The following is a 23,259-nucleotide window of genomic DNA, read 5'->3' on the forward strand; positions in this document are numbered from 1 at the left end:
ATACGGGGTTGTTTTGGGGCGCTATTGCGGCTAGCAGTTCACCCCCCTTAAGGAGCGTTGGGTCCGCGCCCCGCAACGGGGGTTTGGGGTCGCGGGGCTCCGGAGACGGAGAGAGGGGTCCTCCTTTAAGTGCCCTGCCCCCACCCTCTTCCTGGAACCGGATTCCCCGCCCCCGCATTTCCTTAACCGGGAGGCGAAGGAGCGCGGCATGAAAGCCTTATTCGCAATCTTTGGCGGCTTCGTGCTGACGCTCGCCGTATTCGCCAGCGGTCTCGCCTTCGCCACCTGGCTTCTAATAGCCAAGCCGGTACGGCCGGCCGCCCCGGTCTCCAGCGTCGCCGAACTGTGGGCCAAGGACCCGCGACCGGTGAACCCGGCCTCGCAGCGCCTCGAACGCCTCCCGGCCCGCCCGGTCCCCGTTCGCACCTCGGAAGTCGATCGCAGCTCGAAAACCACCGATGCCGCCGCAGCGTCGACAACCGACATTACCGCGACCGGCTCCATCCAGCCACCAGCGGAAGAGCAGCAGACGCTGCCCGCCGCCCACGTGGAATGGTGCGCCAGCCGCTACCGCTCCTACAGGCCGGACGACAACCACTACACATCCTACAGCGGACAACAGCGCCCCTGCATCTCGCCCTATCTCGGCGCCGCCGATGACGGCAGCTATTTCGAGGCGAGCGATACGTCGTCGGTGGAGGGCTACGCGCCATCGGATGAATCCGGCGCCGCCGAGCTCTCATTCGACCACGTGCAATACTGCTTCAGCCGCTACCGGTCATATCGACCGGAGGACAACAGCTATCAGCCGTATTCGGGCGGGCCGCGCAGGCAGTGCGAGTAGGCAGGCCGTGGGGTGGCTGGCGGCCGCAGTGCATGGCGCCTTGTGCGACCCCACCCAACGATCACGCAGATTTCTTGGATCGTTCGGGTTGGCGCGGCGTTCATCCGATACCCAAAGGAGAAATCAACATGGGCGACGACCGGGAAGACAAGATTCGTGAGCGCGCATACCAGATCTGGGAACGCGAAGGCGGGATCCATGGCGATCCCGAGCGGCACTGGCACCGGGCCGAGGCCGAGATCGACAGGGAGGCGGCCCTGCCACTGACGGCAGGCGATGCCCTGCCGGAAACCCGCGAGGTCGCGAGCTCCGACGTTTTGACGGTGGAGGCCCTGGCGGTGCGCACCGGCATATCGGGCGAACAGGCGCAGGAGCTGATCGACAGGCTGGGAAACGACAGGGCGGCTATCGAACAAGCCGCGCGCAACCTTAAGGGGAAGCAGCGGCTCGGGGAGTGACAGATGATCAGAAAACTCAAAGACGGAAAATACCGCCTCTATTCGCGCAAGAAGGACGAAAAGACCGGCAAGCGCCGCAATCTCGGCACCTTCGATACCCGCGAGGCCGCCGAAAAGCACGAACGTGAGGTGCAGTATTTCAAGAGGCATTGAGGCGGCGTGCTGTCGCTTCGGTGCCTCCATTAGTTGATATTGAACAAAACGGGAACAAAAATGTCAAGAGCGAATTGACTCTGCGAGGAATGCCTTCCTATTTGTCAGCAGGCGGGGCGGTTGCTCACAAATCGAGGAGAGCCGCGATGGGCAGACGAAAAAGCCGGTTCGACAGGCTGTCGGCGAGGGATGCGGAGGCGATCATCAGGGACACTTTGAGCCTGCGCAAGACGGTGCTGTCGTCGCAACTGCATCTGAAGGCGCATGGCGAGCTGTTCTGGCAGCTTTGCGGGCTTGTCGAGAAATTGCACGAGGTGCTGGCCAGCGTCGCGGAGAAGGAGCCCGATTACCGGATGGCGGAGCTTGGCCTGCTTCCGCTGCCCGAGGATTACTCGACCCGGAATTGAGCCATGGCCGGGCCGATGGACAGCGTTGGGCGTGCCGCCAAGGCCAACATGCTGCTCATCGTGGAGTGCGGCCATTGCTACCATGTCGGACGCTTCAGGGCGAATGACGTGGCCCAGGTGGTGGGCTGGAGCAAGCCGCTGGAAGCGATCAGGTTCAGGTGCAAACGATGCAGCCGCAGGGACACGACGGTGAAGACGCAGTTCATCGACCAGGACCATCCACCCAAGGGCTACATCTGGGTGCTGCAGAAATTCAAGCGCTAAAACAACGAGCCTTGCGCCGGCGCCTGCTGCGGAAACTTGATCTGTGTCGCCGGTTTTTCGACGATCACCAGCGCGTCATCGGGCGCCGTGCGCTGCAGGTGCCTTGCCTCCGACCACGGCGCGGTGAGCCAGGCCTCCGTTTCTTCCGGCGTGGTCAGGATCACCGGCATCGCCTTTTCGTGGATCGGCGCGATCAGCGCGTTGGGCTGGGTCGTCATGAAGCCATAGACCTGGTGATCGGCGGGGCCGTCCTTGACCTTGCGAAGGCCATGCCAGCGCGTCCACAGGCCGGCAAAGAAGAACAGCGGGCGGTCCTCGCCGAGTGCAAACCAGTAGTTGCGCTGGATGCCGGTCTCGTGGTCCTTGTCGCCGGGCGTCGGGCTGGGCTCGGCGAAGCTGGTGACAGGCACCACGCAGCGGTTCTCGATGCCGAGATATTGCTGCCAGTGGCCGTATTGCGGATTGCGGATATTAGTGGTGCCGTAGTCGGTCTTGCCCTTGACCCGCTCCAGTGGCGTCGGCATGCCCCACAGCAGATTGGCCAATTCGCGTTCGCCGTCCGGCGCGTTGCGCACCACCGGGCCGGGCTGGTTGGGATAGATGTCGATGGAGGGTTCGAGATTGCCGAGGATGTCGCGCAAGGCGCGGGTCCACTGGCGGATGGCCTCCTGGCTGGTCGTGATGTTGTAGAGATTGCACATTTTCAGGCCGTTCCCGGATGCTCAGGCATCTTGTTGGAAACGGCCTGGAATTTCCAGCGCTGTCCGTTGGGTTGCTGACACGGCAGGCCGTGTCAGCAATGGCTTTGTGAGACCTACCGCGCCGATTGTCTCATAGCTTGTGCGGCTACCGCCGCGAGAAAAGCCCTCGCCGCGGCATCGCAGGCCGCTCGAGACGGGCCTTTGGCGAAAAGAAGAAGCTCGGCGGCTCGAATGTTGAGCCCGTGCTTCCTTGCGAATGTGGCTAGATCATAAGGCTTGTTGTCGTAAGGTTCGTCGTCGTAGTCGATCGTCAGATCGTAGTTTTCTTTCATTTTCTTCCTCCCTTTAGCGATCTCCCCCCTCCTATCGCTAACGCAAAATTAACGTCGATGGCGGCGGGCGAGTCCACCAATCAGAGATTGTGTAAAAAACGTACGAGCTCGCATGCTCGCCCTCGCAACGGGCCTGCGAGCAATCGCCGCCGACCGGACCGGTCGAAAGAGCCGATTATGATGGCAATGTTGGAAAGGCTGCCACAGCCTGGTGCTACGGGTGTCCGCGACGCCTAGCGTGCCTAAATAGCAGGCATTTTCATCTTCCAGGCCCCGGTCCGCAGCCGGCCTCGTTGGGTCCGGCTAAAGGATAAGTCCGGCTAATAACACCGTAAGGAGCAGCGACAGCGGAACGGCCGCAAGACACCAGATCTCCAACGTGTTGTTTTGCAGCGGGTCCATCATCAGCCTCACTTTTTGGTTTGTCATTGTGACACTAACGGTTGGTCGGAGGTAGCGGTTCCAAGCGACGCCGTTCATAGAGCGCTGCCTGTGCTGCATATTAGCAACAGCTTGACGACCGCTGAGCCGGTACCGCTTGGACAACTTCACTGGCGCCGGTGGATGCGTATTCCGCAGGACTGCAAGCGCCCCTCGGCATCAGTCGTGCGGGGATCGATCGCCGCCCATGATCAGCGCCGAGCCGGTCATGCCCCGGAACCCAATGGCTGCATCTATCTCCGGCCGAAGTTTCGCTACCACCGAGCCGATCCGATGTTCACTCCAGCCAGCGATGCGCGTTTACAGGGACCTAAGTCTGACCTGCCTGCGCAATGGTCTTGTGTACGGCCGGCATCGGGAACAACTGCGCCCGTCTTCAGTTGATGGCGTCACCTCCTCGAGGAGACATCGGCGCAGAATCAGTCCCTTCATGCGCTGATTAGGGTCCGCCTGCCATTGCTGGATTTGGCAGGCGGACCCTTGGTTCTGTACGCTCCAGATGGAAAGCGGGTAAGCTCGGGATCACTCATCATCCCAGAAATCCCGTAGAGACGTAGGCGGAGGTCTTCCTCGCCCCTGAGATGCTTGACCTGAATTGACATCCGAGACGACCTCCCAGCGCGCGCACGCAGCGGGGTCGCCCTCAGCCTTCCAGCGCCTCGTGCTGGTAAAGCTCGTCCATGCTGAGCGTCGCAAGCGCGGCGAACGGCGCCTGCTTTTTCACACGGCCGTGGCTCAGGATCACGACGTCGTCGCAGAACGAGATGGTGCTGCGATGATGGCTGATGACGATGGTAGTGCGGCGGCCGGCCCGCGACTTGAGCGTCTCGACGATTGCCGCTTCCGACAGGCCGTCCACCGCATTGGTGGCTTCGTCGAGGATGAGGATGTCGGGATCGCGCACCAGGGCCCTGGCCAGCGCGATCCGCTGCCGCTGTCCCGCCGAGAGATTGACGCCACGATAGCCGACGACCGTCCAATAACCCTGCGGCAGTTGCTCGATGAAGCCATGCGCTTCGGCCAGTTTTGCGGCGCGCTCGGCGTCGTCGGCCGAGGCGGTGTCCTGGCCGTAGACAATGTTTTCGAAAACCGTGCCGTCGACCAGTTCCAGCTCCTGGCTGGCGAGCGCGATGTGCTTTCGCCACTGGCCGGGGTCTATGCGGTCCAGCGGCGATCCATCGACGAGGATCCTGCCGCTATCCGGTTCGACGAAGCGGCACAAAAGGTTGACGATCGTCGTCTTGCCGGCGCCCGACCGGCCGATCAGCGCGGTCGAGCGGCCGCTGCGGAGGTCGAAGCTCGCCGCATGCAGCACCACCGCGCGCTGTTCCGAACCAGAATAGGTAAAGGTGACGTCCTCGAACTTGATGCCTTGGCTGAGCCCAGGGAACGCTGCGCTGCCTTGCGGCGGCGCGGGCTTGCCGGATGGGTCCAGCATCCATGTCACCTCTTCAAGCGATCCGCTCAGGCCTTGCAGCTGGCTCCAGGCCATTTGCAGCGACCGCATATAGGGCTGCAGCCTGTAGAGCAGGATGACGAAGGCGACGATCAGCGGGAAGGAAACATTGGCGAACCAGGCGCCGATCACCACCGCCAGGAACAGCATGGCGTGCAGAACCTCGGTCAGCGGCGGCAACGCTCCCTGGCGGGTTAAAAGCACGAAGGCCGCCCGGCGCACCGCGTCGGATGCCTGGTCGAAAGCCGCTTTCTCGCGTTGCTCCTGGCCAAAAATGCGGATCAGCCGCCCGGCATGCACCAGATGCAGCATCTGCGATGCGAGCTGGCTGTTGCGGGAGGCGACGCTGCGGCTCGGCGCCTTCAGATTGGCCGACAGCACGGCGTGCGCTACCTGGACCAGCGCCAGGCCCAGCGTCACCAGCAGCGTCATTTGCCACGACAGAAGCAGCAGGAAGGCCAATAGGATGATTGCGGCCGATGCATTGACGATTGCCCCCAACGTGATCTGGATGGCATCCGAGGCCCGCCAGGATTCGTTGGAGATGATGTTGAGCAGCCGTCCGGGGCTTTGCTGCAGGAAGAACGGGTAGCCCACCCGCAGCAGCTGCTCCGACAGCGCGCTGCGGATCGAATGGCTCGCCTTGCCGTAGATGAAGGTGGTCAGCAGCGTGTTGGCAAAGGCGAACAAGTTCTTAAGCACGATCGAGCCGAGGATGGCGACCGAAATGACGATCAGCCGGTCGCGCTCGCTCAGGCTCGATCCGACATGCTGGAAGACGGCGGAAAAGCCGGCCATGCCGATCTGCCCTTGCCCCATGATTATGTTCAGCAACGGAATGATCAGGCCGATACCAAAACCTTCAAGCGCGGCGCTGAGCAGCCCGAGCACCACCACGGCAGGAAGCAGGCGCAACTGCTTTCTTCCGAGCGCGCGGCGCAGCATCGGCAGGCTGGGCGGCATCAATCGCATGGTGGCGGATCACCTCGCCTCGGCATTTGCCTGTTGCTCCTGTCGCATTTGCGCCGGCTGCGGCGATTTCGCCAGCAAAAGCACCGCGAACTTGGCCGCGCCGAGCAAATTCATGCCGACGATCGGCCAGTGCGACAGCTTGAGTTCACGGTCGAACAGAGGGCCTTTCACCAGTTCGCGCAAGGCCGCCCTCATCGACCAGTAGCAATGGCGAAGCAGCCACGGCGCGTGGCGGATATGTTTCAGGCAAAGCCCGCCATTGCCCATGCTGTAGTCGCGGTGCAGCTTTTCGATGGCTTTGCGGTCGCGCCGGCCGTGATGGTGATAGATAGTCATGTCGGGCACATATTCGACCGGGATCCCAAGTAGCACCGCCCGCACCAGATAGTCCGTATCCTCTGCGGAGCGCAGCGGGCCGCCGGCGCCGAACCGTTCGTCGAAACGGCCGATGCGGGTGGCAACATCGCGGTGCATCGTCATGTTGCAGCCAAGCACGAAGCCGCCGGGATGGACGTCTGGGGTAAGCCGCGCGCGCACCGGCGACCGCTTTATGGTGAACGGCAGGTCGCGGGGGTCGCCGATCTCGACCCGCCCACCGCGGATGACCCGTTCGCCGGCCGCATAGTGCCGCTGCAGATCGCGCAAATAATCCTTGTGGACAGCGCAATCATCGTCGACGAAGACCAGCACGCGGCCCCGCGCGCGCTCCAGCCCGGTGTTGCGCGCGGCCGCCAATCCGGGTCGCGGCTCGCGAATGGCCGTGAACGGAATGTCAGAAAGTTCGGCTATGCCGGCCAGCCGCTCTGCTGTGCAGTCGGTCGAGCCATTGTCGACAACCACCAGTTCGGCAGAGAAGGCGGCGTAGGCGCGGCACGCGGCCTGGATCGACTTTATGCAAGGCTCGAGCACGTTGACGCGGTCGCGTGTGCAGACAATGAAGCTGACCGCCGGCGCCGGTCCTTGCTGCGGCCGCGGCGACATGGCCGCCGGCACCGTCGAGCGGCCGCGCTGCTGGAGCTGGTGCGATTTGACGAACATGCGTTGCTAGCTCAACTGGTTCGAAGGCAAAACCGCCGCGGCCGGCACGGACTGCAGATACCGCGACAGGGCATCCACCTGCCTGGTGACCGACATCGAGGCGAGACTGAAGCGCGGCGCGAAGGCACCGGTCCGAAACACGTACTGCTCGCGCCGCCGGATGAGGTTCCATTTCGCCGTCCGCGTCAGGAATTCGTGCATCAGCAGCGGCTGCCTTTCCCCCGATATCAGCTGGTAGAGGAAATAGAACAGGTTCAGCGTGCCGGCCTGGTAACTCGGCCTCGTCTCGGCCGGCAGTGCCGAAATCCTTTCTTCCAGCGCAAGGATCCATTCGGCGGCACGGCGAGCCGTGTCCATCGACAGGACCTCACCGATGTCGCGCAGGCCTTGCGTCTCTTGTGCGAGCCCTTCGCGCTCGAGGTTCTCGGCGACGATCTTCAAATGGGTCCTGCGCATTTCGCGCTTGTGCCTGTTGGTCACGCTGTCGTCATGGATACGATAGGCGATCAGGCTTTCGGGGATCATGGCCGCCGGGTAGCGGTCGGTCAGCCGCCTGAACAGGTCGAAATCCTCGGCATGCTTGTAGCTTTCGTCATAAAATAGAACGCTCTCTTCGATGACCTTCCTGTTGTAGACGACCGTGGAATGCATGAAGATCGTGAAGAACATCGACAGTATTCGCAGGATATTGTCCTGGAATATCGGATCGGGCGAACCCCTGACGATGCGGTTGCCGAGCAAGGTATCGAAACCCGCGCCGCATAGAGCCAGGTCAGGCTGCTGGTTGAACAGCGCGACCTGCCGCGACAGGCGCTGGGGATAGGCGATGTCGTCGGCGTCCATCCTGGCGACCAGATCGCCGCGCGCCACGGCCAGGCCTTCGTTCAAAGTTGCGATCAGGCCACGGTTTTCGCGTGAGATGATCGAGATGCGATTGTCGGCTTGGCGGTATTTCTGCAGGATCTGCAGCGAGTTGTCGGTCGAGCCGTCATCGATGGCGATGACCTCCAGACGCTCGTAATCCTGGCGCAGGACGCTGCCCAGCGCAGCGGCGAGATAAGGTCCCGCATTGTAGATCGGCAGCAGAACGGAAACCAAGGGAGCAGCAGCCATGATCAGCTCCGATCGGTTCGGTGCAGCTTGCGCGGCGAGGGTGACGTGCCACCATCAAGCGGCCTGCCCGGATATGCTCCGGCCGCGATCCATCCGGCATTGCCCACGTCCATGCCTGCCGAGATGGCGCCGCGGCCTTTTCCAGCAACATAGGGGAAGTGGCGCTTGAGGCTGTTGAGCGGCTTTTCGAAAAGCAGCCACGAAACCGAAGCCAGCATGAGCGTCGCAGTTCCCGCGACCAGGAACCGCCCCGGCCCTTGCTCCGAGACGTTGAGCGGGATCCAGGGCTGCGACTTGACAACCAGAGCCAGCACTATGGGATGGTAGAGATAGACGCCGTAGCTTATGCGGCCAAGGCCAAGCAGCGGCGGCAGTTCGAGAAGTTTTCCGACGCGACCGCCAATGCCCGTTGAACAGCTTGCAACGATGACCACCAGAGGCGCGACAGGCAGGATCTGCAACAGCAGCCAGAGACCCCATTCCTGCACCGGATTTGCCGGCGCCGGCGCAAACCACTGCAGAACGAAAAACGCCGCGGCGAGCCCCGGCCAGCCAGCTCGAAGCCATTGCGGCAAGCCGGCTGTTCTTGACCGGTAGGCGGCGAGCAGCGCGCCTGACGCCAATGCATCCATCGACGCCGGCGGCAGCAGGTCGCGCGCCAAACCGGGCGTTCCCGCGATCGGCCAATAAAACCGGTAGGCCAGCGACAGCATGATCACGCCGATGCAGATCGCTTCGAGGCGCTGGCGCGGTGCCAGCAGGACGATCAGTGGCCAGGCGATATAGAACTGCTCCTCGATGCTCAGGCTCCAGAAATGGCAGAGCAGCCAGGGCGTCCATTCATTCTGCGCCGCGTACCAGAAATTCGACAGATAGAGGGCATGCCAGGCCAGCGATCCTCTGGACTGCTCCAGGTCCACCAGCCAGACGAAACCCAGCACGGCGAAATAGGGCGGGAATATTCGCAGCGCCCGCCTGATATAGAAGGATTTCAGCGCCGGTCCGGTTTCGAATTCGGCGGCCGCTCTGGCTTCCAGCAGCAGTCGCGTGATCAGAAAGCCGCTCAGCACGAAGAACAGGCGCACGCCGATATGGCCCCAGAACGAGGACCCTCCGGCCGCGAAGAAATGGGAGTACAGCACCATCGTCACGGCGATGGCCCTCAGCGCGTCCAATTGGGTGTCGCGCGCATTTCCCATTAGCGGCATACGCCGGCGGGACGGCGAAACTGCCAATCGGTCAATATAGCGGCGTCGTTCACGGCGCATTCCAATCGGAAGCGCCCCCCTTGCGCAGAATAGGACCACCATTGTGCAACGCAACACAAAAAGTTGACACATTTGAAACAGGAACGTGAGGCGCGACTAATAAAAGCCAAAAAACAGCAGGAAACAGCCTGAATTGTCCATTCTTGACGATTTTTTCGCACTGCCTTGGCCCGCCGAGATCGGCGAGAGGGTGCTGCGATGCAGCATGTTCGCCGCCATCACGGGCGCAAGATCTGGGTCTGGACACAGATGCCCCGCCACAGGACCGGCCGGCAACCGACGCTCGGCGACCTTTTTGCTGCGCTGGCGCGGCTGCTGTTAGCGCGACAACAGTGGGAGCAAGCGCAAGCTTCCCGCCTTCGAGTTACGCCTCCTTGCTGGCATTCGCGAGCGCCACTGCGCGACGCTCCGGGAGCGCCAATCCGACGAGCGCGCCGGCGAGCGAGAGCAGAGCGGAGACGTCGATTGCCGAGGTGAAGCCATCGCTGAACGCGTCAGTGGACGAGAAGCTTCCAGTGCCGGCGAACACCGCACCGGCGATCGCGATCCCGGATACGCCACCGAGGAAGCGGAATGTGTTGAACGTGCCGGCAGCCTTGCCGACCTCCGGCCGGGCGACCGCATTGAGAACCGCGTTCTGCGCGGCAGGCATGGCCATCGACACGCCGGCACTGGTAATGATCAGCGGGGCGACTAGCTGAACGTAGGGCAGATCAGGTGCGGCGATCTGCGCCAGCCAGGCCATTCCAGCCGCTTGCAGGATCAGTCCGGCCACCACAAGCCAGCGCTCGCCGACTCGGTTGATCAGGCTGCCGGCGATCGGTGCGACCACGAAAAGCGTGGCGGTCCAAGGCAGCAATCCCATGCCGGCGCCGAACGGCCCACGGCTCTGGGCAAACTGCAGAAACTGCGGCAACAGGAATACGAGGCCGTACATGGCCGCGCAGAGCAGGAAGTTCGCCCCTACGCCCGAGGAGAATGCGCGCGCCTGAAAGAACCGCAAAGGCAGCATGGGCTCGCGGGTACGCAGCTGCCAAAGGACGAATGCGGTGGCGAAAAGCAGCCCGGCCGTCAGCGCCGTCAGCACTTCAGAGCCGCTCCAGCCCACGATGTTGCCGCGCATCAGACCCCAGACCAGACCAAATGCCGCCGCAGTTACCAGGACGACGCCGAGGACATCGATAGCCGTGCCCGGCCCGTAACTCTCCGGAATCCGACGCAGCACCAGCGGGATGAGGACGATGCCGACCGGGACATTGAGCCAGAAGATCCAGTGCCAGGAGAGGCCTTCGGAAATCGCACCGCCCGCCATCGGGCCGATGATCAGGGCCAGGCCGGTGATGCTGCTGAAGATACCCAGCGCCTTGCCTCGCTCCTCCGGGGGAAAAGCGACGCTCAGCAGCGCCATGGCCAGCGGCATGACCATTGCGGCACCTGCGCCCTGGACCGCACGGGCCGCAATCAGCAATCCGGCATTGCCAGCGAGCGCGCAGGCAACCGACGCTGCGACGAACAACGCCAATCCGGCAACGAGCGTACGCCGGCGGCCGAACCGGTCACCGAGCGCAGCCCCGGTCATGAGTAGGACGGCAAAACTCAAATTATAGGCGTTCATCGTCCATTGCAGCGTCTCCAGCGAGGCATCGAGCTCGACGCGCATTGTGCTCAATGCCGTCGCCACGACCATCGCATCGAGAACGACCATCAAGGAGCCTATCGACGTGAGGGCGAGAACCCAGACCTTCGTTGATCCCGCACTTTGCTTGCTCATGACTATGGCGCCTCCGGCTTGAACAAAGGGCCCGCCAGGTTGACGGGCCCGTGATCCAGAGACGCGTAGGGAACATCAAAGGATTCCAGCAGGAGAAAGTTTTTTCGACCGAATCCTTTTGCCATCGTCGAGCGTCTATAAGACGCTGCGCCCGATGGCGGGCGCCTCTGCCTGGGAGATACGCATGAGATCGACCCTTGTGCGATGACCGGATCCGCAATCGGCACGCCAGAAGGACGGGAGCCATTCGACCGGCTGCTCGGCGAATTGCGGCCGAAACTGCACCGTTATTGCGCCCGCATGACCGGTTCGGTGATCGATGCCGAGGATGTCGTCCAGGAAGCTACGGTCAAGGCGCTTGAGGCGTTCCCCGGGACCGGACCGATAGCCAATGTCGAGGGCTGGCTGTTCCGCATCGCGCACAATACAGCGCTCGACCACCTGCGCCGTCGCGCCAGGTTGGATGCCGCGCATGTCGTTGAGGATATCGATATGATCCCTGACCCCGGTATGTCGGCCGAGGGTCGACACACTGCGGCCGCAAGCCTGCAGACCTTCATGCGCCTGCCCGCGGCGCAGCGTAGCAGCGTCATCCTCATGGATGTGCTCGGCTATACGATCGAAGAGATCGGCAACATTATCGACAGCAGCGTTCCGGCGGTGAAAGCCGCACTGCATCGCGGCCGTCTGCGCCTGCGCGAGGTCGCCGGCGAGTCTGAGGATCGGCCTGCGCCGGTGTTGGCCGAGCCCGAGCGGGCGCGGCTGGCAGCCTATGTAGAGCGGTTCAACGCCCGCGACTTCGATGCGATCCGCGACATGCTGGCCGAGGACGTCCGGCTTGACCTCGCCAACCGGCTCCGGGCGAGTGGCCGCACGAAAGTGGGCCGGTACTTCCATAATTACGCGGGTATCCACGATTGGCGGCTGCTTCCAGGCCTGGTGGATCGGCAGCCAGCCATTCTTGTGATCGATCCGGACGACTCGGCCAGAGGGCTAAAATATTTCATCCTGCTGGAATGGGCCGGCGACAGATTGGCGAGAATTCGCGATTTCCGCTATGCGCGCTACACGCTTGACGGCGCCGAGGTGGTGCCTCTGCTTGCATAGCAATTCGCGTTTCATAATGCCGAACAAACACTGCCAGCTATTTTTGGATCGCGGCCGCTTGCCATCCAAGCGGCCGCCCTTTTCCGCCGATCCTGCTTTAAGCTTTAAGCCGGTTGCAACTCCCTGCGCGGCAGCGGCGGGAAGGCGATCGCAATCGCCATCGCGCCAAGCCCGACAAGGGCCGAGCCGATGAACAGCCAGGAATAACTGGCATAGGCATCGAACACCATGCCGCCGGCGAGCGGGCCGAAAGCCATGCCGAGGCTGGACAGCATGGTTACTGCACCGAACACCGTACCGAGGATGCGCTGGCCGAAATATTCCCGCGCCAGCACCGCATAGAGCGGCATGACGCCGCCATAGGTGGCGCCGAAGATGACGGCGAGCGTGTAGAATTGACCAAGCTCGCTGACCGCCAGATAGGCTGCGATGACCACGGCCTGTATGGCCAGCCCGGTGATCAGCACCGGCTTGACGCCCAGCCGATCGGCAAGCACGCCGTAAAGCAGCCGGCCACCCAGCCCTGCCAGGCCCTCGATGCTGTAGATGCTGACCGCCGCCATCGGCGCTATGCCGCACAGCATCGCATAGCTCACCATGTGGAAGATCGGCCCGGAATGCGCCGCGCAGCAGGCAAAGAAGGTCAGTCCCAACACGATGAATTGCGGCGAGCGCAGCGCCTGCGGAACCGTCATGCCGGCACCCTCGGCCGCAACGCTTGGGGCAGCGCCGTCGGCAGCGGGCTTGGGCGGCTGGCGCACCAGAAGCGCGGCCGGCAGTAGCAGCACCCACGCGGTTATGCCGATGTCGAACATCGCGGTGCGCCAGTCGTAGGCCGAAATCAGCCAGCGGGCGAAGGGCGAGATGGTCATCGGCGCCACGCCCATGCCGGCCGAGACCAGCGAGACGGCGAGGCTGCGGTTCGTGTCGAACCAGGCGGAGGTCAGCGCGATCATCGGCGCGAAGAAGGCGCTTGCCGCGAGGCCGACGAGCACGCCGTAGGCCAACTGGAAAACGAGCAGCGAACCGGTGCGGCTGGCCAGGACCAGCGCCAGGCCGAGCAGCACGGCGCCGGTCACGACGACGATGCGGGCGCCAAAGCGGTCGTAAATGGCGCCCCAGGCGAAGCCGCCGAGGCCCATTACCAGGAAGTTCAGCGTCATCGCACTCGATATGCCGGCGCGCGACCATTGTGTGTCGAGCGCCATCGGTTCGAGAAAGATCGCCAGCGAGAACATCGCCCCGAGGGCGACACAGGTCATCAGCGCGCCAGCCGCGACGATAACCCAACGATAGGGAAGGCTCATTTCACTTTTCTCCCATGCCGGAAGCGTTGATACGGCACGACCTTTTCGAGCTCCGCCGAGCCGCTTGCGTCCGAAGGACGTTGGAGATGTCTTGAATCCGACAATCCGGTTGCATTTTTTATCCAGTCGGCGCGATGGCGCCATTCCACGGCTTTCTGGATTGACCGCGCACCATTCGAAGCTAGATTTCCAACCGGCGATCAGGAGCTGTCAAGCATGGCAAATCAGGAACTTCATCGCGGGCGTCTCATCGACCACCTCCAGCTGGTGGTCAGGGATCTCAAGGCCAGCCGTCGTTTCTACGAGGCGGTTCTCAACGTGCTCGGCATACCGATCGGTGGCGCCGGCAATGATTATTTCTGGGCCGATGAGCTGTTCATTTCCAGCCCCGACAGCCCGGCGGCCCTGGGAAAGCTGACCGGCCGCCATCACCTGGCCTTCCAGGCAAATGACCGCGCCATGGTCGACGCATTCTACAGGGCCGGCCTCGACGGCGGCGGCACCGACAATGGCGCGCCCGGCGAACGATCCTACCATCCCGGCTATTACGCCGCCTTCCTGCTCGACCCCGACGGCAACAACATCGAGGCCGTCCACCACGGCGCCGCCAACCGCAGCGCCGATTCAGTGAAGATCACTTTCTAGCTTCGGGTAAGGGTGGTTTGCTTGCGCAAACGGCCGGCACGGTTGGTCTCTGCCAAAAGCTGGGTGTTTGCGTCATAGACCATGCGTCTGCCCTATCGCGTCAGCGCAGCCATTTGGCCTGCAAGGAAATCGACGAACAGCCGCGCCCGGACCGGCAGCTGTCGCCCGTACGCATGGACGATGTGCACCGGCATGGTTGGCATCGCCACCTCGGGCAGGATGCGGACCAGGCGACCCGTGTCGAGATCGTTCTGCACGGCAAACCGCATCAGATGCGCGATGCCGGCGCCGGCAAGCGCCGCATTGCGGATGGCGCCGCCGTCATCGGTATCGAGCCGCCCATCCGGCACGATCATCGTACCGTCGGCAAATGTGACCGGATAAGGCCGGCCAGCCATCTGGTGACGGACGAATTCATGGTCCCGTAAATCCTCGACCGATGCCGGACGGCCGCGCCGCTCGACATAGGCCGGTGAGGCCACCAGCATGATCGGCAGATTGGCGATCTTGCGCGCGACGAGCCCGGTGTCTGAGAGCGGCCCCATGCGCACCGCAACATCATAGCCTTCGCGGATCAGGTCGGCGTGGCGGTCGGTGACGCTGAGCTCCAGTTTGACTGCGCCGTGCTGCGCAAGGAACGCTTGCGCCCATGCCGCGATCAGGCCACGCCCAAGCTCGACGGGCGCTGTAACGCGCAGCAGGCCGCGCGCCGTATCGGCCATCTGAACGATGTCTTCGGCATCGTCCAGCGCCCTGAGCAGCGGCGCCACGCGCTCGTAATAGGCGATGCCTTCGCTGGTGAGCCCGAGCCGGCGCGTCGAGCGCTGGATCAGCCTGACGCCGAGCCGACGCTCGAGCCGCGCCACGCTTTTCGACACTGCCGACGGGCTGGAGCCGACCAGCCGGCTGGCGGCATGGAAAGAGCCGGCATCGACGGTTCGGACGAAGGCGACGAGACCGGCGGTCTTTTCGAGGATGGTGGTCATTCCGGAATTCCAGGCATGAAAGAATGGATCATGATGATCCTAATACGCTTTTTGATCATCATTAAATACCGCTCATCGTCGACAAAGGAGAGATTGATGAGCAAGCTGAACGGCAAGGTCGCCATCGTCACCGGCGCCTCCAAGGGTATCGGCGTCGCCATCGCCAAGAGTCTTGCCACGGCCGGCGCCGCAGTGGTCGTCAACTACGCCTCGTCACGGGAAGGCGCCGACCGCGTCGTCGCCGAGATCGAGGACCGTGGCGGCCGCGCCGTCGCCGTCCAGGGCGACGTGTCGCAATCGGCCGACGTGCGCCGCCTGTTCGAGGCGGCGAAATTGGAGTTTGGCGGGCTCGACATACTGGTCAACAATGCCGGAGTCTTCGCATTCGAGCCGCTGGAAGCGGTTACCGAGGCCGAGTTTCACCGCGAGTTCGACACCAATGTGTTGGGCATCATTCTGACCACGCAAGCAGCAGTGAAGCATTTTGGCGCGGGCGGCGGCAGCATCATCAACATAAGCTCGGTCGCCAGCCGCAATCCGCAACCGAACTCGCTCGTCTACGCCGCGACCAAAGGTGCGGTGGACACGATCACGCTGTCGATGTCGCGGGAGCTCGGCGAACGCAACATCCGCGTCAACGCCATCGCGCCCGGCGGCATCGATACCGAGGGCCTCGCGCGCATCGGCATCGTCGGCAGCGAATTCGAGAAGCAGATTATAGCCATGACGCCGCTCGGTCGCTTCGGCCTGCCCGACGACGTCGCCCGCGTCGCGGTGTTCCTCGCGTCCGACGAAGCGTCCTGGCTGACCGGCGAGCGCATCACCGCCTCCGGTGGCTGGCGATAGGCATGGAGGGCGCGGACCGCCGTTTCACGGACCATGCCCCACGCAGAGCGACGTCGATAAAACACTGCAATCGATGACGGGTGCGATCCAAGCCCTATGTAGCAGCGAGGGAGGAGCGCCGTGCGCCATCGATGACGGCGAGAAACCAGGGAGATAACGGATGACGGACGACGAAAGGGCAATCCGAAAGCTGGTCGAGACGTGGATGGATGCGAGCAAGCGTGGAGACATCGCGACCGTCCTCAGCTTGATGACGGACGACGCGATCTTCATGGTTCCCGGCCGGGTACCCTTCGACAAGGAGATCTTCGCGGCAGCCGCGCGGGAGACGGCCGGCGTTCATATCGACGGCACGAGCGATATCGTGGAACTACAGCTTCTCGGCAATTGGGCCTTCATCCGCAGCCGCATCAATATGACCGCGACCCCGCCGAATGGCGAGCCGGTCCATCGATCGGGATATGCGCTGACGCTCCTGCGCAAGGAGGCGGATGGTGAGTGGCGGCTCGCACGCGATGCGAACCTGCTGACCCAGCAAAGCTAGAGCCGGTCTCCGGCATCGCTGCACCTGAAGGCGCGCCAGGGGGAGCGATTAGATGGCGAAGATGCGATGCAGGTCGCCCTGAACAGCGTTCCCCTCCTCTACCCGATCACACCGGCAAAAGGGCGTTCGGCTTGACATCGGCGATGGAGGCGAAAGTGTGCGTTTCGCGCACGCCGGGCAGCGGCAGGATGACCCGCTGCAGGAAATCCTGGAACACCGCCATATCGGCGATCCGCGCCTTGACCAGATAATCGAAACCGCCAACCACCATATGGCACTCCAGAACCTCCGGAGCTTTCGCCACGGCTTCGGCGAAGCGGTCAAAGACATGCGGCGCCGTGTGGTCAAGCCGGACCTCGATGAACACCAGCGTTCCCCGGCCGACCTTGCGCGGATCGAGCACGGCCCTGACTGCGGTGATGAACCCGTCGCGGAACAGGCGCTTAACCCGCTGGCTGGTTCCGGTCGGAGACAGCCCGACACGCCCGGCAAGATCAAGCGTCGTCCGGCGTCCGTCTTCCTGGAGCAGCCGGAGCAGGCTGCGGTCTATCTGGTCGAGGTCGCTCATTTCACAATCCACGCTATCTAAGGGATTTGCGTGTTGATTTCACGCAGAGACACCGAAATCAACGTATTTCACAACATAAAACCTCGCAATAGCCTGCGCTTCCCTCACCGCTGAAAGCAAACGTGGTGAGCCGATTTCGAACACAGGAGTGCAGGATGACCAAGGAAGCGTTCAGCCCAGCCGGCAGGAGTGCGGCGGAAATCAGCAAGGGAGCGACCGAGATCCTGGTGCTGAGCGAAGCCGACGTGATGGCGTGCATCGACCTCAGTCAGCTTCTCGATGTTCTGGAAGACGGCTTCAAGGCGCTGTCACAAGGCAAGGTCGTCAATCCACCCCGACCACAGCTCGACATCCCCGAGGCCGGCTACAGCCTCGCCATGCCGGCCTGGATGGAGGGCATGAACCTGACCGTCAAGATCGTCAACGTCTTCGAAGGCAACCTGGCCAAGAACCTGCCCAGCCACCTCGCCACCATCACCCTGTTTGATCCGCTGTCCGGCCTGCCGGTCTGTATCATGGACGGCACCTTCATAACCGCGGTGCGGACCTCCGGCTCCGCCGTGCTGTCGGTGCGCACGCTTGCCCGCAGGGACGCCAGGATAGCGACCGTGGTCGGCGCCGGCGTGCAGGCCAACCAGCACCTGCATCTGTTGCCCTTGGTGCGCGACTTTGCCGAAATCCGTGTCGCTTCGAAGAGCTTCGACGATGCGGCAGCGCTTGCCCGGCTGCATCCGTCGGTGGTGGCGGTCGCCGATCTCGAGACGGCAGTGCGCAGTTCCGACGTGGTGTGCCTGGCGACCCACTCCTACCAGCCGGTGATCGACGCAGGCTGGGTCCAGCCGGGCACGCATGTCTCCTCGGTCGGGGTGGCGCCGCCCGGCGGTGAAATGCCGATCGAGCTCATCGGCAGATCCAGTCTTTTTGTCGAAACCAAGGATGCATTCAAACCGACCCCGGTCGGATCTTGCGAGCTTGCCAGCTTCGACCCGGATTTCGGCACCGAGCTTGGCGCCATGCTGCTCGACCGCGCGCCGGGCCGCGTTTCGGATCAACAGATCACCATCTACAAGGCGATGGGCATTGCGATGGAAGACATGGTCGCTGCCGACCTCGTCTATCGTTGCGCCCGGCGTCTGCACAAGGGAAAGCTCATCGTGCTGTAGGCGCGTGCCGCGAGCCAGGCGGGATCGACGGTGCTGACAATGGCGCTTTCGCGCAAGCGGCCGGGCTAAAGGCCGGCCCCTCAGGCCGGCTCGCGCTTCAGCGCCTGCGCCATGCAGTGAATGCCGCCGCCGGTCTTCGAGATCTCGCTCATGTCGATGGCCGCCACCTCGAAGCCGCGCGCCTTGAGCTGGCCGATCAGCGTCTGGCTCGAGGTCGGGGCGATCACCCTGTCCTTGCCCAGCGACATGAAGTTGCAGCCGAGCGCCATAGTATCCTGGAACGGCACGTCGATGATCTCGTGGCCCTTGCCCTTCAGCCAGTCGACGATGCCCGGCTCTGTACAGGCAAGGCAGACGGCGGTCAGCTTTTCGGCGATCGGCACCACCATCAGGTCGATATGGACGTAATACTCGTCGATGAAGGCGATGCGGGTCTCCCAGCCCTCCTTGTCGAACCAGGCCTGGACCTGGCGCGCGCCCTCCTCCTGCGTGCGGGCGCCACCGCAGCCGATCAGCACGACGCCGTCCTCGATGACGTTGAAGTCGCCGCCCTCGAACGTGCCCGCGGTGACCATGTCGTAGACCGGGATGCCGAGCTTCTCATAGGTGCGGATCGCCGCGTAGTTCTCGCCGCGCCGCCACCATTGCGACATGGCGGTGATGATGGCGCCGTACGGCGTCATGACGCTGGAATCGCGCGAGTAGACCTGCATCGGCAGTTCCGGCGTCGGCTCGTGCCAGTGGATGTTGACACCGAAATGCTCATAGGCGGCGACCAGGTCCTTGTGCTGCGCCTGCGCGATCTGGACGTTGCATGGCGCTTCGCGCAGATGCTTGCGCGACAGCGAGCTGGTCGAGAGATGGCGCAGGAAATTCGGCGAGCCGAGCAGCACGTCGGTCAGCACGTCGGTCTCGTTGGCGAAGCCCCAGGCGGTCAGCGGCTTGGTTCCGCCGGCCGGGTTGCGGTGCTGCAGCGAAAACGCCTCGGCGACGATGCGGTCATGGACGGTCATGGGGTTTCTCCTCGTGAAGGGCGGCTTGGTTGATCATGCGGCTTGGTTGCCTGGTATCCACCAATCCCGTCCGCGCGGGGTGGTGATGTATTCCGGCCAGCGAAATCCGATGGGCGGATCGTAGTCGCAGAGCGGCGCGATCCAGTTCGAGCCGCCGATGCCGCCGCCGGTGCGGGCGACGAATTCATCCATCGCCGCGTTGCGCGCGGCATCGTCTTCCAACAGGCGAAGTGCTGCCAGCGCGACCGTCTTTGCGGCGCAGATGACCATTGGGTCGATGGTGGCAGAAATGCCGCCCAGCGCATTCATCGCCCAGGACGGAAACGCGTGGCCGTTCTCGGATCGCAGCGCCGGCCGGGCGACGTAGAATCGTGCCGTCGGTGTATGCCACGACATGTCGGTGTAATCGTCAGAGGTGGAATTGAGCTGCCAAGGCGGCAGGTCGCGGCGCAGGAGCGCCTCGGCCGCCTGTGGTGCAATCAGCCGGTCCAGTTCGTCGATGAATGGTTCCTCGGTCGCCTCGCCCCCGGCATTGAGCTGGACTTCGCGGGCGATCGCCTTGGCCGTCTCGTCCCAGCACGGCGGCCCGACCGCCGCCAGCGCGTCGAAGGCAATACCGGCCATGACGTGATTGGCCAGCCCCGGCCGCGACTTCGACACCCAGTGCCGCTCATGGCGGCAGCCGCTCATCCTGGCTGCGGCTTCCGCATTGCGGTCGAGCACGGCGGTGACCTGCTCGGCCATCGCAAGCGTCGGCACGCGGATCATGTACTGGATCTCGGCCAGCCCGGCCGGCAGATTGTCGGCGGTCGCCTGGCCCGCCGTCAGGATCGCCTCGCTGATCGACCAGCCACCCTGGTGCGGCAGCATGGAATCGCGCAGCGCCTTGGAGGCCATGTACATCATCATCAGCGCGTCGTTGGCGCCGGGCGCCCTGACTGCCGAATGCGCCTGCGGGATGGGTGCTGCGCCGCCTGCCGCCCTCGCCCAATGTTCCGGCTCGTCGCACACAAAGCGGTAGATCATCGCATAGGCCGCACCGCAATGCGTATCCCAGCGCGCGGTATTGCAGAGCGGCAGCATATAAAAAGGATGGAAGGAGACCATGCCCGCCAGCCCATCGTAATAGCCCTTCGCGGCATGGATCGGCTTCGACCCGCGCACCTTCTCCGCCGGCTCGCCGGTGAAGCGCAGCGTGCCTGATATGCCGTGGCGCTGCATCGCCGCCTTGGTCGCCAGCAGCCCGCCGAGGCTGGCAATGCCGAGGCCGGAATGCGGATCGGTGTGGCCGCCAGCCTGTTCGCCGAGGCCCGGGCGCGGTCGCTTCACCGTCGCCGCATCCTGGCAATTGCCGGGCACTGCATCATACTCGGCATACAGGCCGATGGTCGGGCCGGGCCCGTTGGTCCAGTGGGCGCAGAAGGCGGTCGGCATGCCGCCAGAACCTTCCTCGACGGAAAAGCCTTCGTGCTTCAGATGCTCGACATACCAGGCGGCCGACTGGTATTCGCGCCAGGCGGTCTCGCCGAAATCGAAGATCGCCCGCGTCCACGCCGATAGCGACGGCTGGATGTCGTCCAGACAGGCAAGTGCGGTCGCTTGCGCCGAGGTCACCGGTTTCTCCATGGCGGAAAGAAAGCAGTGAAGCGCCCCGCCAAAAAGTGATATGTTTTCCCGGCTCATGCAAATTCGGTTCACCTCTTGAGAATTCCCTCGACGCAGGCGCTGCGCGCCCTCGACAGTTTTGCCCGCCACGGCAGCGTCTGGCGCGCCGCCGACGAACTGCATCTGACCCGCAGCGCAGTCAGCCATCAGCTTCGCCTGCTCGAACGCGATCTCGGCTTCGACCTGCTCGAGCGCATTGGCAAGGGCGTGGCGCTGACGCCGCGCGGCCAGCGCTATGCCAGCGACGTGCGCAAGGCGCTGACGGTGCTGGGCGACGCGGTGACACGCCATGCCGGCACCGGCATCGGCGGCTCGTTCAGCGTCAGTTGTACGCCGGGTTTCGCCTCGCTGTTCCTGTGCACCCATATCGGCGAGTTCCGGCAGATGTACCCCGATGTCGCGCTGCGCATCCTGACGCCGCGCCGTCTCGACGACGTGAGCAATGCCGAGGCCGATGCCTTCATCGCCTTCGGCGTCGGCAATTGGCCGAACCGCGCGGTCGAGCTGTTGTGCGGGATCTCCTTTACGCCGCTGTGCAGCCCGACGCTGCTCAACAAGATCGGCGGCTTCTCCAAGCCGGCCGACGTGCTGCGCGCCAATCTCCTGCATCTCGGCGATACCGAGGACTGGGCGCGCTGGCTGGCGCTGTCCAAGGTCGAGAACCCCGACCCGGAAGGCGGCATCTTCTTTTCCGACATGAACCTGGTCTTTTCGGCGGCGATCGCCGGCCAGGGCATCGCCATGGGCGACGAGCTGACCAGCGGCCGGGCACTGAGCGAAGGCCGGCTGGTCCGCCCCTTCGACATAGCGATCAATTCACCGCGCTCGTATTTTCTGGTTTCCGAGCACGCCAAGGCGGCGCATCCGGTGCTGGAGGCGTTTGGGCGGTGGCTGCGGTCGAAGCTGTCGGAGAACCAGCGTTAATCTCCCCCCTCGAGGGGGAGATTGGCGCATAGATGAATCAAATTTGCCGATCAGGCGAAAACTATTCGGTTGCGGTGAGCCGCCGCCCTGCCTACGATTTCGGCTACGCTAAGGAAAGGGCAGGATGCAGCAACCCGGCCGGGCCGCAGAGATCAAGGCAATCGGGATCGGCAAGAGCTTCGGCTCGTTCCGTGCGCTGGACGATCTGACGCTCGATATCGGCCGTGGCGAGTTCCTCACCCTGCTCGGCCCCTCCGGTTCCGGCAAGACCACCTTCCTGATGATCCTTGCCGGCTTCATTCAGCCGACCGACGGTCGCCTTTACAGCGACGGCGTCGACATCACCGAGCGGCCGGCCGAGCAGCGTGCCGCCGGCATGGTGTTCCAGGGCTATGCGCTGTTCCCGCATATGAGCGTCGAGGCCAACATCGCCTTTCCGCTCAAGGTGCGAAAGAAACCGGCGGTCGAGATCAAACGCCGCGTCGGCGAAATGATCGAGCGCGTCGGGCTCAAGGGCCACGAAAAGAAACTGCCGTCGCAATTGTCCGGTGGCCAGCAGCAGCGGGTCGCACTGGCGCGGGCGCTGGTGTTCGAGCCGGGCGTACTTTTGCTCGATGAGCCGTTTTCAGCACTCGACAAGGGCCTGCGCGGCCAGATGCAGGCCGAGATGAAGCGGTTGCACCAGGAGACCGGCACCACCTTCGTCTTCGTCACCCATGACCAGAGCGAGGCGCTGGCGTTGTCATCTCGCGTCGCCATCTTCAACCACGGCAAATTGCTGCAGGTCGGCGCGCCGGACGAGGTCTACGACCGGCCGGACAACCGCTTCGTCGCCGAGTTCCTGGGCGAGATCAACATGCTGCCGCTGAAGGGCGTACGCCCGGCCAACAATGGCTCGACGGGCCTCTGCGAAGACCGCGCGATCAGCATGCGCTGCAAGGCCGAGAAGGTCCGGGGCGACGCCATCCTGGCGATCCGGCCCGAATACATGTCGATCGCCCGCGAAGCCGCGACAGGCGAGAACGGCATTGCCGCGACTGCCGTCGCCTCGACCTATCTCGGCGCTGCGACGCGGCTCGATCTGACGACGCGGCAAGGCGCCAAGGTGACGATCTCTGTGCCGAACGAGGTCGCCGCTTCCGCGCTCAGCAAGGGCAATTCCGTCTGGCTGACCTGGCCGGCGGAGAAAGGCTTCCTCCTTCCGAACGGAGGACAATGACGATCGGCGCGGCGAATTCGCCAAGCTGACTTTCAGGAAATATCAACGACAAAA

General features: G+C 63.6%; 24 protein-coding genes. 12 read left to right on the plus strand and 12 right to left on the minus strand.

Translation table 11 applies throughout. The features are described 5' to 3' along the window. Positions 1-208: 208 nt before the first annotated feature. The 5 genes from NKH41_RS28995 (at position 209) to NKH41_RS29015 (ending at position 2,126) form a co-directional block, all read left to right on the plus strand. Positions 209-844, plus strand: a complete 636-nt coding sequence (locus NKH41_RS28995; protein ID WP_352770519.1) for a BA14K family protein — start codon at positions 209-211, stop codon at positions 842-844. A 128-nt stretch (positions 845-972) separates the two neighbouring features. Then, positions 973-1,302 carry a DUF2934 domain-containing protein gene (locus NKH41_RS29000; RefSeq protein ID WP_287286361.1) on the plus strand — a complete coding sequence of 110 codons (330 nt, stop codon included), beginning with the start codon at positions 973-975 and terminating at the stop codon, positions 1,300-1,302. Positions 1,303-1,305: 3 nt separating this feature from the next. Then, entirely contained in the window at positions 1,306-1,455 is a 150-nt protein-coding gene (locus NKH41_RS29005; protein ID WP_023677295.1) for a hypothetical protein, read from the plus strand. Positions 1,456-1,601: 146 nt separating this feature from the next. Further along, complete coding sequence (locus tag NKH41_RS29010; RefSeq protein ID WP_352501268.1) at positions 1,602-1,862, plus strand: hypothetical protein; 261 nt, start codon at positions 1,602-1,604, stop codon at positions 1,860-1,862. Between the two features lie 3 nt (positions 1,863-1,865). Further along, entirely contained in the window at positions 1,866-2,126 is a 261-nt protein-coding gene (locus tag NKH41_RS29015; protein WP_352770517.1) for a hypothetical protein, read from the plus strand. Here NKH41_RS29015 and NKH41_RS29020 read toward each other — a convergent pair. The 7 genes from NKH41_RS29020 to NKH41_RS29050 form a co-directional block, all read right to left on the minus strand. Then, positions 2,123-2,827, minus strand: a complete 705-nt coding sequence (locus NKH41_RS29020; RefSeq protein WP_352770515.1) for an SOS response-associated peptidase — start codon at positions 2,825-2,827, stop codon at positions 2,123-2,125. The two genes, NKH41_RS29015 and NKH41_RS29020, sit on opposite strands and share 4 nt — an antisense overlap. Before the next feature lie 113 nt (positions 2,828-2,940). After that, positions 2,941-3,159, minus strand: a complete 219-nt coding sequence (locus NKH41_RS29025) for a hypothetical protein (RefSeq protein WP_292659780.1) — start codon at positions 3,157-3,159, stop codon at positions 2,941-2,943. Positions 3,160-4,243: 1,084 nt separating this feature from the next. Continuing rightward, the gene (locus tag NKH41_RS29030; protein ID WP_352770512.1) at positions 4,244-6,028 is read right to left on the minus strand and encodes an ABC transporter ATP-binding protein; all 1,785 of its coding nucleotides are present in this window, start codon (positions 6,026-6,028) and stop codon (positions 4,244-4,246) included. A gap of 9 nt (positions 6,029-6,037) precedes the next feature. Then, positions 6,038-7,066 carry a glycosyltransferase family 2 protein gene (locus NKH41_RS29035; RefSeq protein WP_502895690.1) on the minus strand — a complete coding sequence of 343 codons (1,029 nt, stop codon included), beginning with the start codon at positions 7,064-7,066 and terminating at the stop codon, positions 6,038-6,040. 6 nt (positions 7,067-7,072) lie between these two features. Then, positions 7,073-8,179, minus strand: a complete 1,107-nt coding sequence (locus NKH41_RS29040; protein ID WP_352770510.1) for a glycosyltransferase family 2 protein — start codon at positions 8,177-8,179, stop codon at positions 7,073-7,075. Positions 8,180-8,181: 2 nt separating this feature from the next. After that, positions 8,182-9,378, minus strand: a complete 1,197-nt coding sequence (locus NKH41_RS29045) for an acyltransferase family protein (RefSeq protein ID WP_352770507.1) — start codon at positions 9,376-9,378, stop codon at positions 8,182-8,184. Between the two features lie 433 nt (positions 9,379-9,811). Next, complete coding sequence (locus NKH41_RS29050) at positions 9,812-11,218, minus strand: MFS transporter (RefSeq protein ID WP_352770504.1); 1,407 nt, start codon at positions 11,216-11,218, stop codon at positions 9,812-9,814. A gap of 204 nt (positions 11,219-11,422) precedes the next feature. Here NKH41_RS29050 and NKH41_RS29055 point away from each other — a divergent pair, with 204 nt between their 5' ends. After that, on the plus strand, positions 11,423-12,325 hold the full coding sequence (locus NKH41_RS29055; RefSeq protein ID WP_352770501.1) for a sigma-70 family RNA polymerase sigma factor: 903 nt from the start codon (positions 11,423-11,425) through the stop codon (positions 12,323-12,325). A gap of 104 nt (positions 12,326-12,429) precedes the next feature. On the opposite strand, the gene NKH41_RS29060 is transcribed toward NKH41_RS29055, so the two are convergent. Beyond that, on the minus strand, positions 12,430-13,632 hold the full coding sequence (locus NKH41_RS29060) for an MFS transporter (protein WP_352770498.1): 1,203 nt from the start codon (positions 13,630-13,632) through the stop codon (positions 12,430-12,432). Between the two features lie 216 nt (positions 13,633-13,848). On the opposite strand from NKH41_RS29060, the gene NKH41_RS29065 reads away from it, so the two are divergent. Then, positions 13,849-14,277: a VOC family protein gene (locus NKH41_RS29065; protein WP_352501275.1), complete on the plus strand. Its 429-nt coding sequence runs from the start codon at positions 13,849-13,851 to the stop codon at positions 14,275-14,277. Positions 14,278-14,369: 92 nt separating this feature from the next. Here NKH41_RS29065 and NKH41_RS29070 read toward each other — a convergent pair whose 3' ends face one another. Beyond that, the gene (locus tag NKH41_RS29070; RefSeq protein ID WP_352770495.1) at positions 14,370-15,263 is read right to left on the minus strand and encodes a LysR family transcriptional regulator; all 894 of its coding nucleotides are present in this window, start codon (positions 15,261-15,263) and stop codon (positions 14,370-14,372) included. A gap of 96 nt (positions 15,264-15,359) precedes the next feature. On the opposite strand from NKH41_RS29070, the gene NKH41_RS29075 reads away from it, so the two are divergent. Together NKH41_RS29075 and NKH41_RS29080 are read left to right on the plus strand one after the other, a co-directional pair. Next, on the plus strand, positions 15,360-16,109 hold the full coding sequence (locus NKH41_RS29075) for an SDR family NAD(P)-dependent oxidoreductase (RefSeq protein ID WP_352770492.1): 750 nt from the start codon (positions 15,360-15,362) through the stop codon (positions 16,107-16,109). Positions 16,110-16,269: 160 nt separating this feature from the next. Continuing rightward, positions 16,270-16,653 carry a YybH family protein gene (locus NKH41_RS29080; protein ID WP_352770489.1) on the plus strand — a complete coding sequence of 128 codons (384 nt, stop codon included), beginning with the start codon at positions 16,270-16,272 and terminating at the stop codon, positions 16,651-16,653. Positions 16,654-16,759: 106 nt separating this feature from the next. Here NKH41_RS29080 and NKH41_RS29085 read toward each other — a convergent pair whose 3' ends face one another. Then, the gene (locus tag NKH41_RS29085) at positions 16,760-17,221 is read right to left on the minus strand and encodes an Lrp/AsnC family transcriptional regulator (RefSeq protein ID WP_126105586.1); all 462 of its coding nucleotides are present in this window, start codon (positions 17,219-17,221) and stop codon (positions 16,760-16,762) included. A 155-nt stretch (positions 17,222-17,376) separates the two neighbouring features. On the opposite strand from NKH41_RS29085, the gene NKH41_RS29090 reads away from it, so the two are divergent. After that, positions 17,377-18,384: an ornithine cyclodeaminase family protein gene (locus NKH41_RS29090; protein WP_352770486.1), complete on the plus strand. Its 1,008-nt coding sequence runs from the start codon at positions 17,377-17,379 to the stop codon at positions 18,382-18,384. An 80-nt stretch (positions 18,385-18,464) separates the two neighbouring features. Here the strand turns inward: NKH41_RS29090 and NKH41_RS29095 are convergent, their stop codons facing one another. Together NKH41_RS29095 and NKH41_RS29100 are read right to left on the minus strand one after the other, a co-directional pair. Further along, positions 18,465-19,397 carry a dimethylarginine dimethylaminohydrolase family protein gene (locus NKH41_RS29095; RefSeq protein WP_352770485.1) on the minus strand — a complete coding sequence of 311 codons (933 nt, stop codon included), beginning with the start codon at positions 19,395-19,397 and terminating at the stop codon, positions 18,465-18,467. A gap of 33 nt (positions 19,398-19,430) precedes the next feature. Beyond that, positions 19,431-21,023, minus strand: coding sequence for a zinc-binding metallopeptidase family protein (locus NKH41_RS29100; RefSeq protein ID WP_352770699.1), 1,593 nt, complete (start codon positions 21,021-21,023; stop codon positions 19,431-19,433). Between the two features lie 75 nt (positions 21,024-21,098). Here NKH41_RS29100 and NKH41_RS29105 point away from each other — a divergent pair, with 75 nt between their 5' ends. After that, positions 21,099-21,986, plus strand: coding sequence for a LysR substrate-binding domain-containing protein (locus NKH41_RS29105; protein ID WP_023677271.1), 888 nt, complete (start codon positions 21,099-21,101; stop codon positions 21,984-21,986). 124 nt (positions 21,987-22,110) lie between these two features. Further along, positions 22,111-23,205, plus strand: a complete 1,095-nt coding sequence (locus tag NKH41_RS29110; RefSeq protein ID WP_352770482.1) for an ABC transporter ATP-binding protein — start codon at positions 22,111-22,113, stop codon at positions 23,203-23,205. Positions 23,206-23,259 lie beyond the last annotated feature (54 nt).

The organism is Mesorhizobium sp. M1169 (assembly GCF_040318345.1).
Lineage (GTDB): Bacteria > Pseudomonadota > Alphaproteobacteria > Rhizobiales > Rhizobiaceae > Mesorhizobium.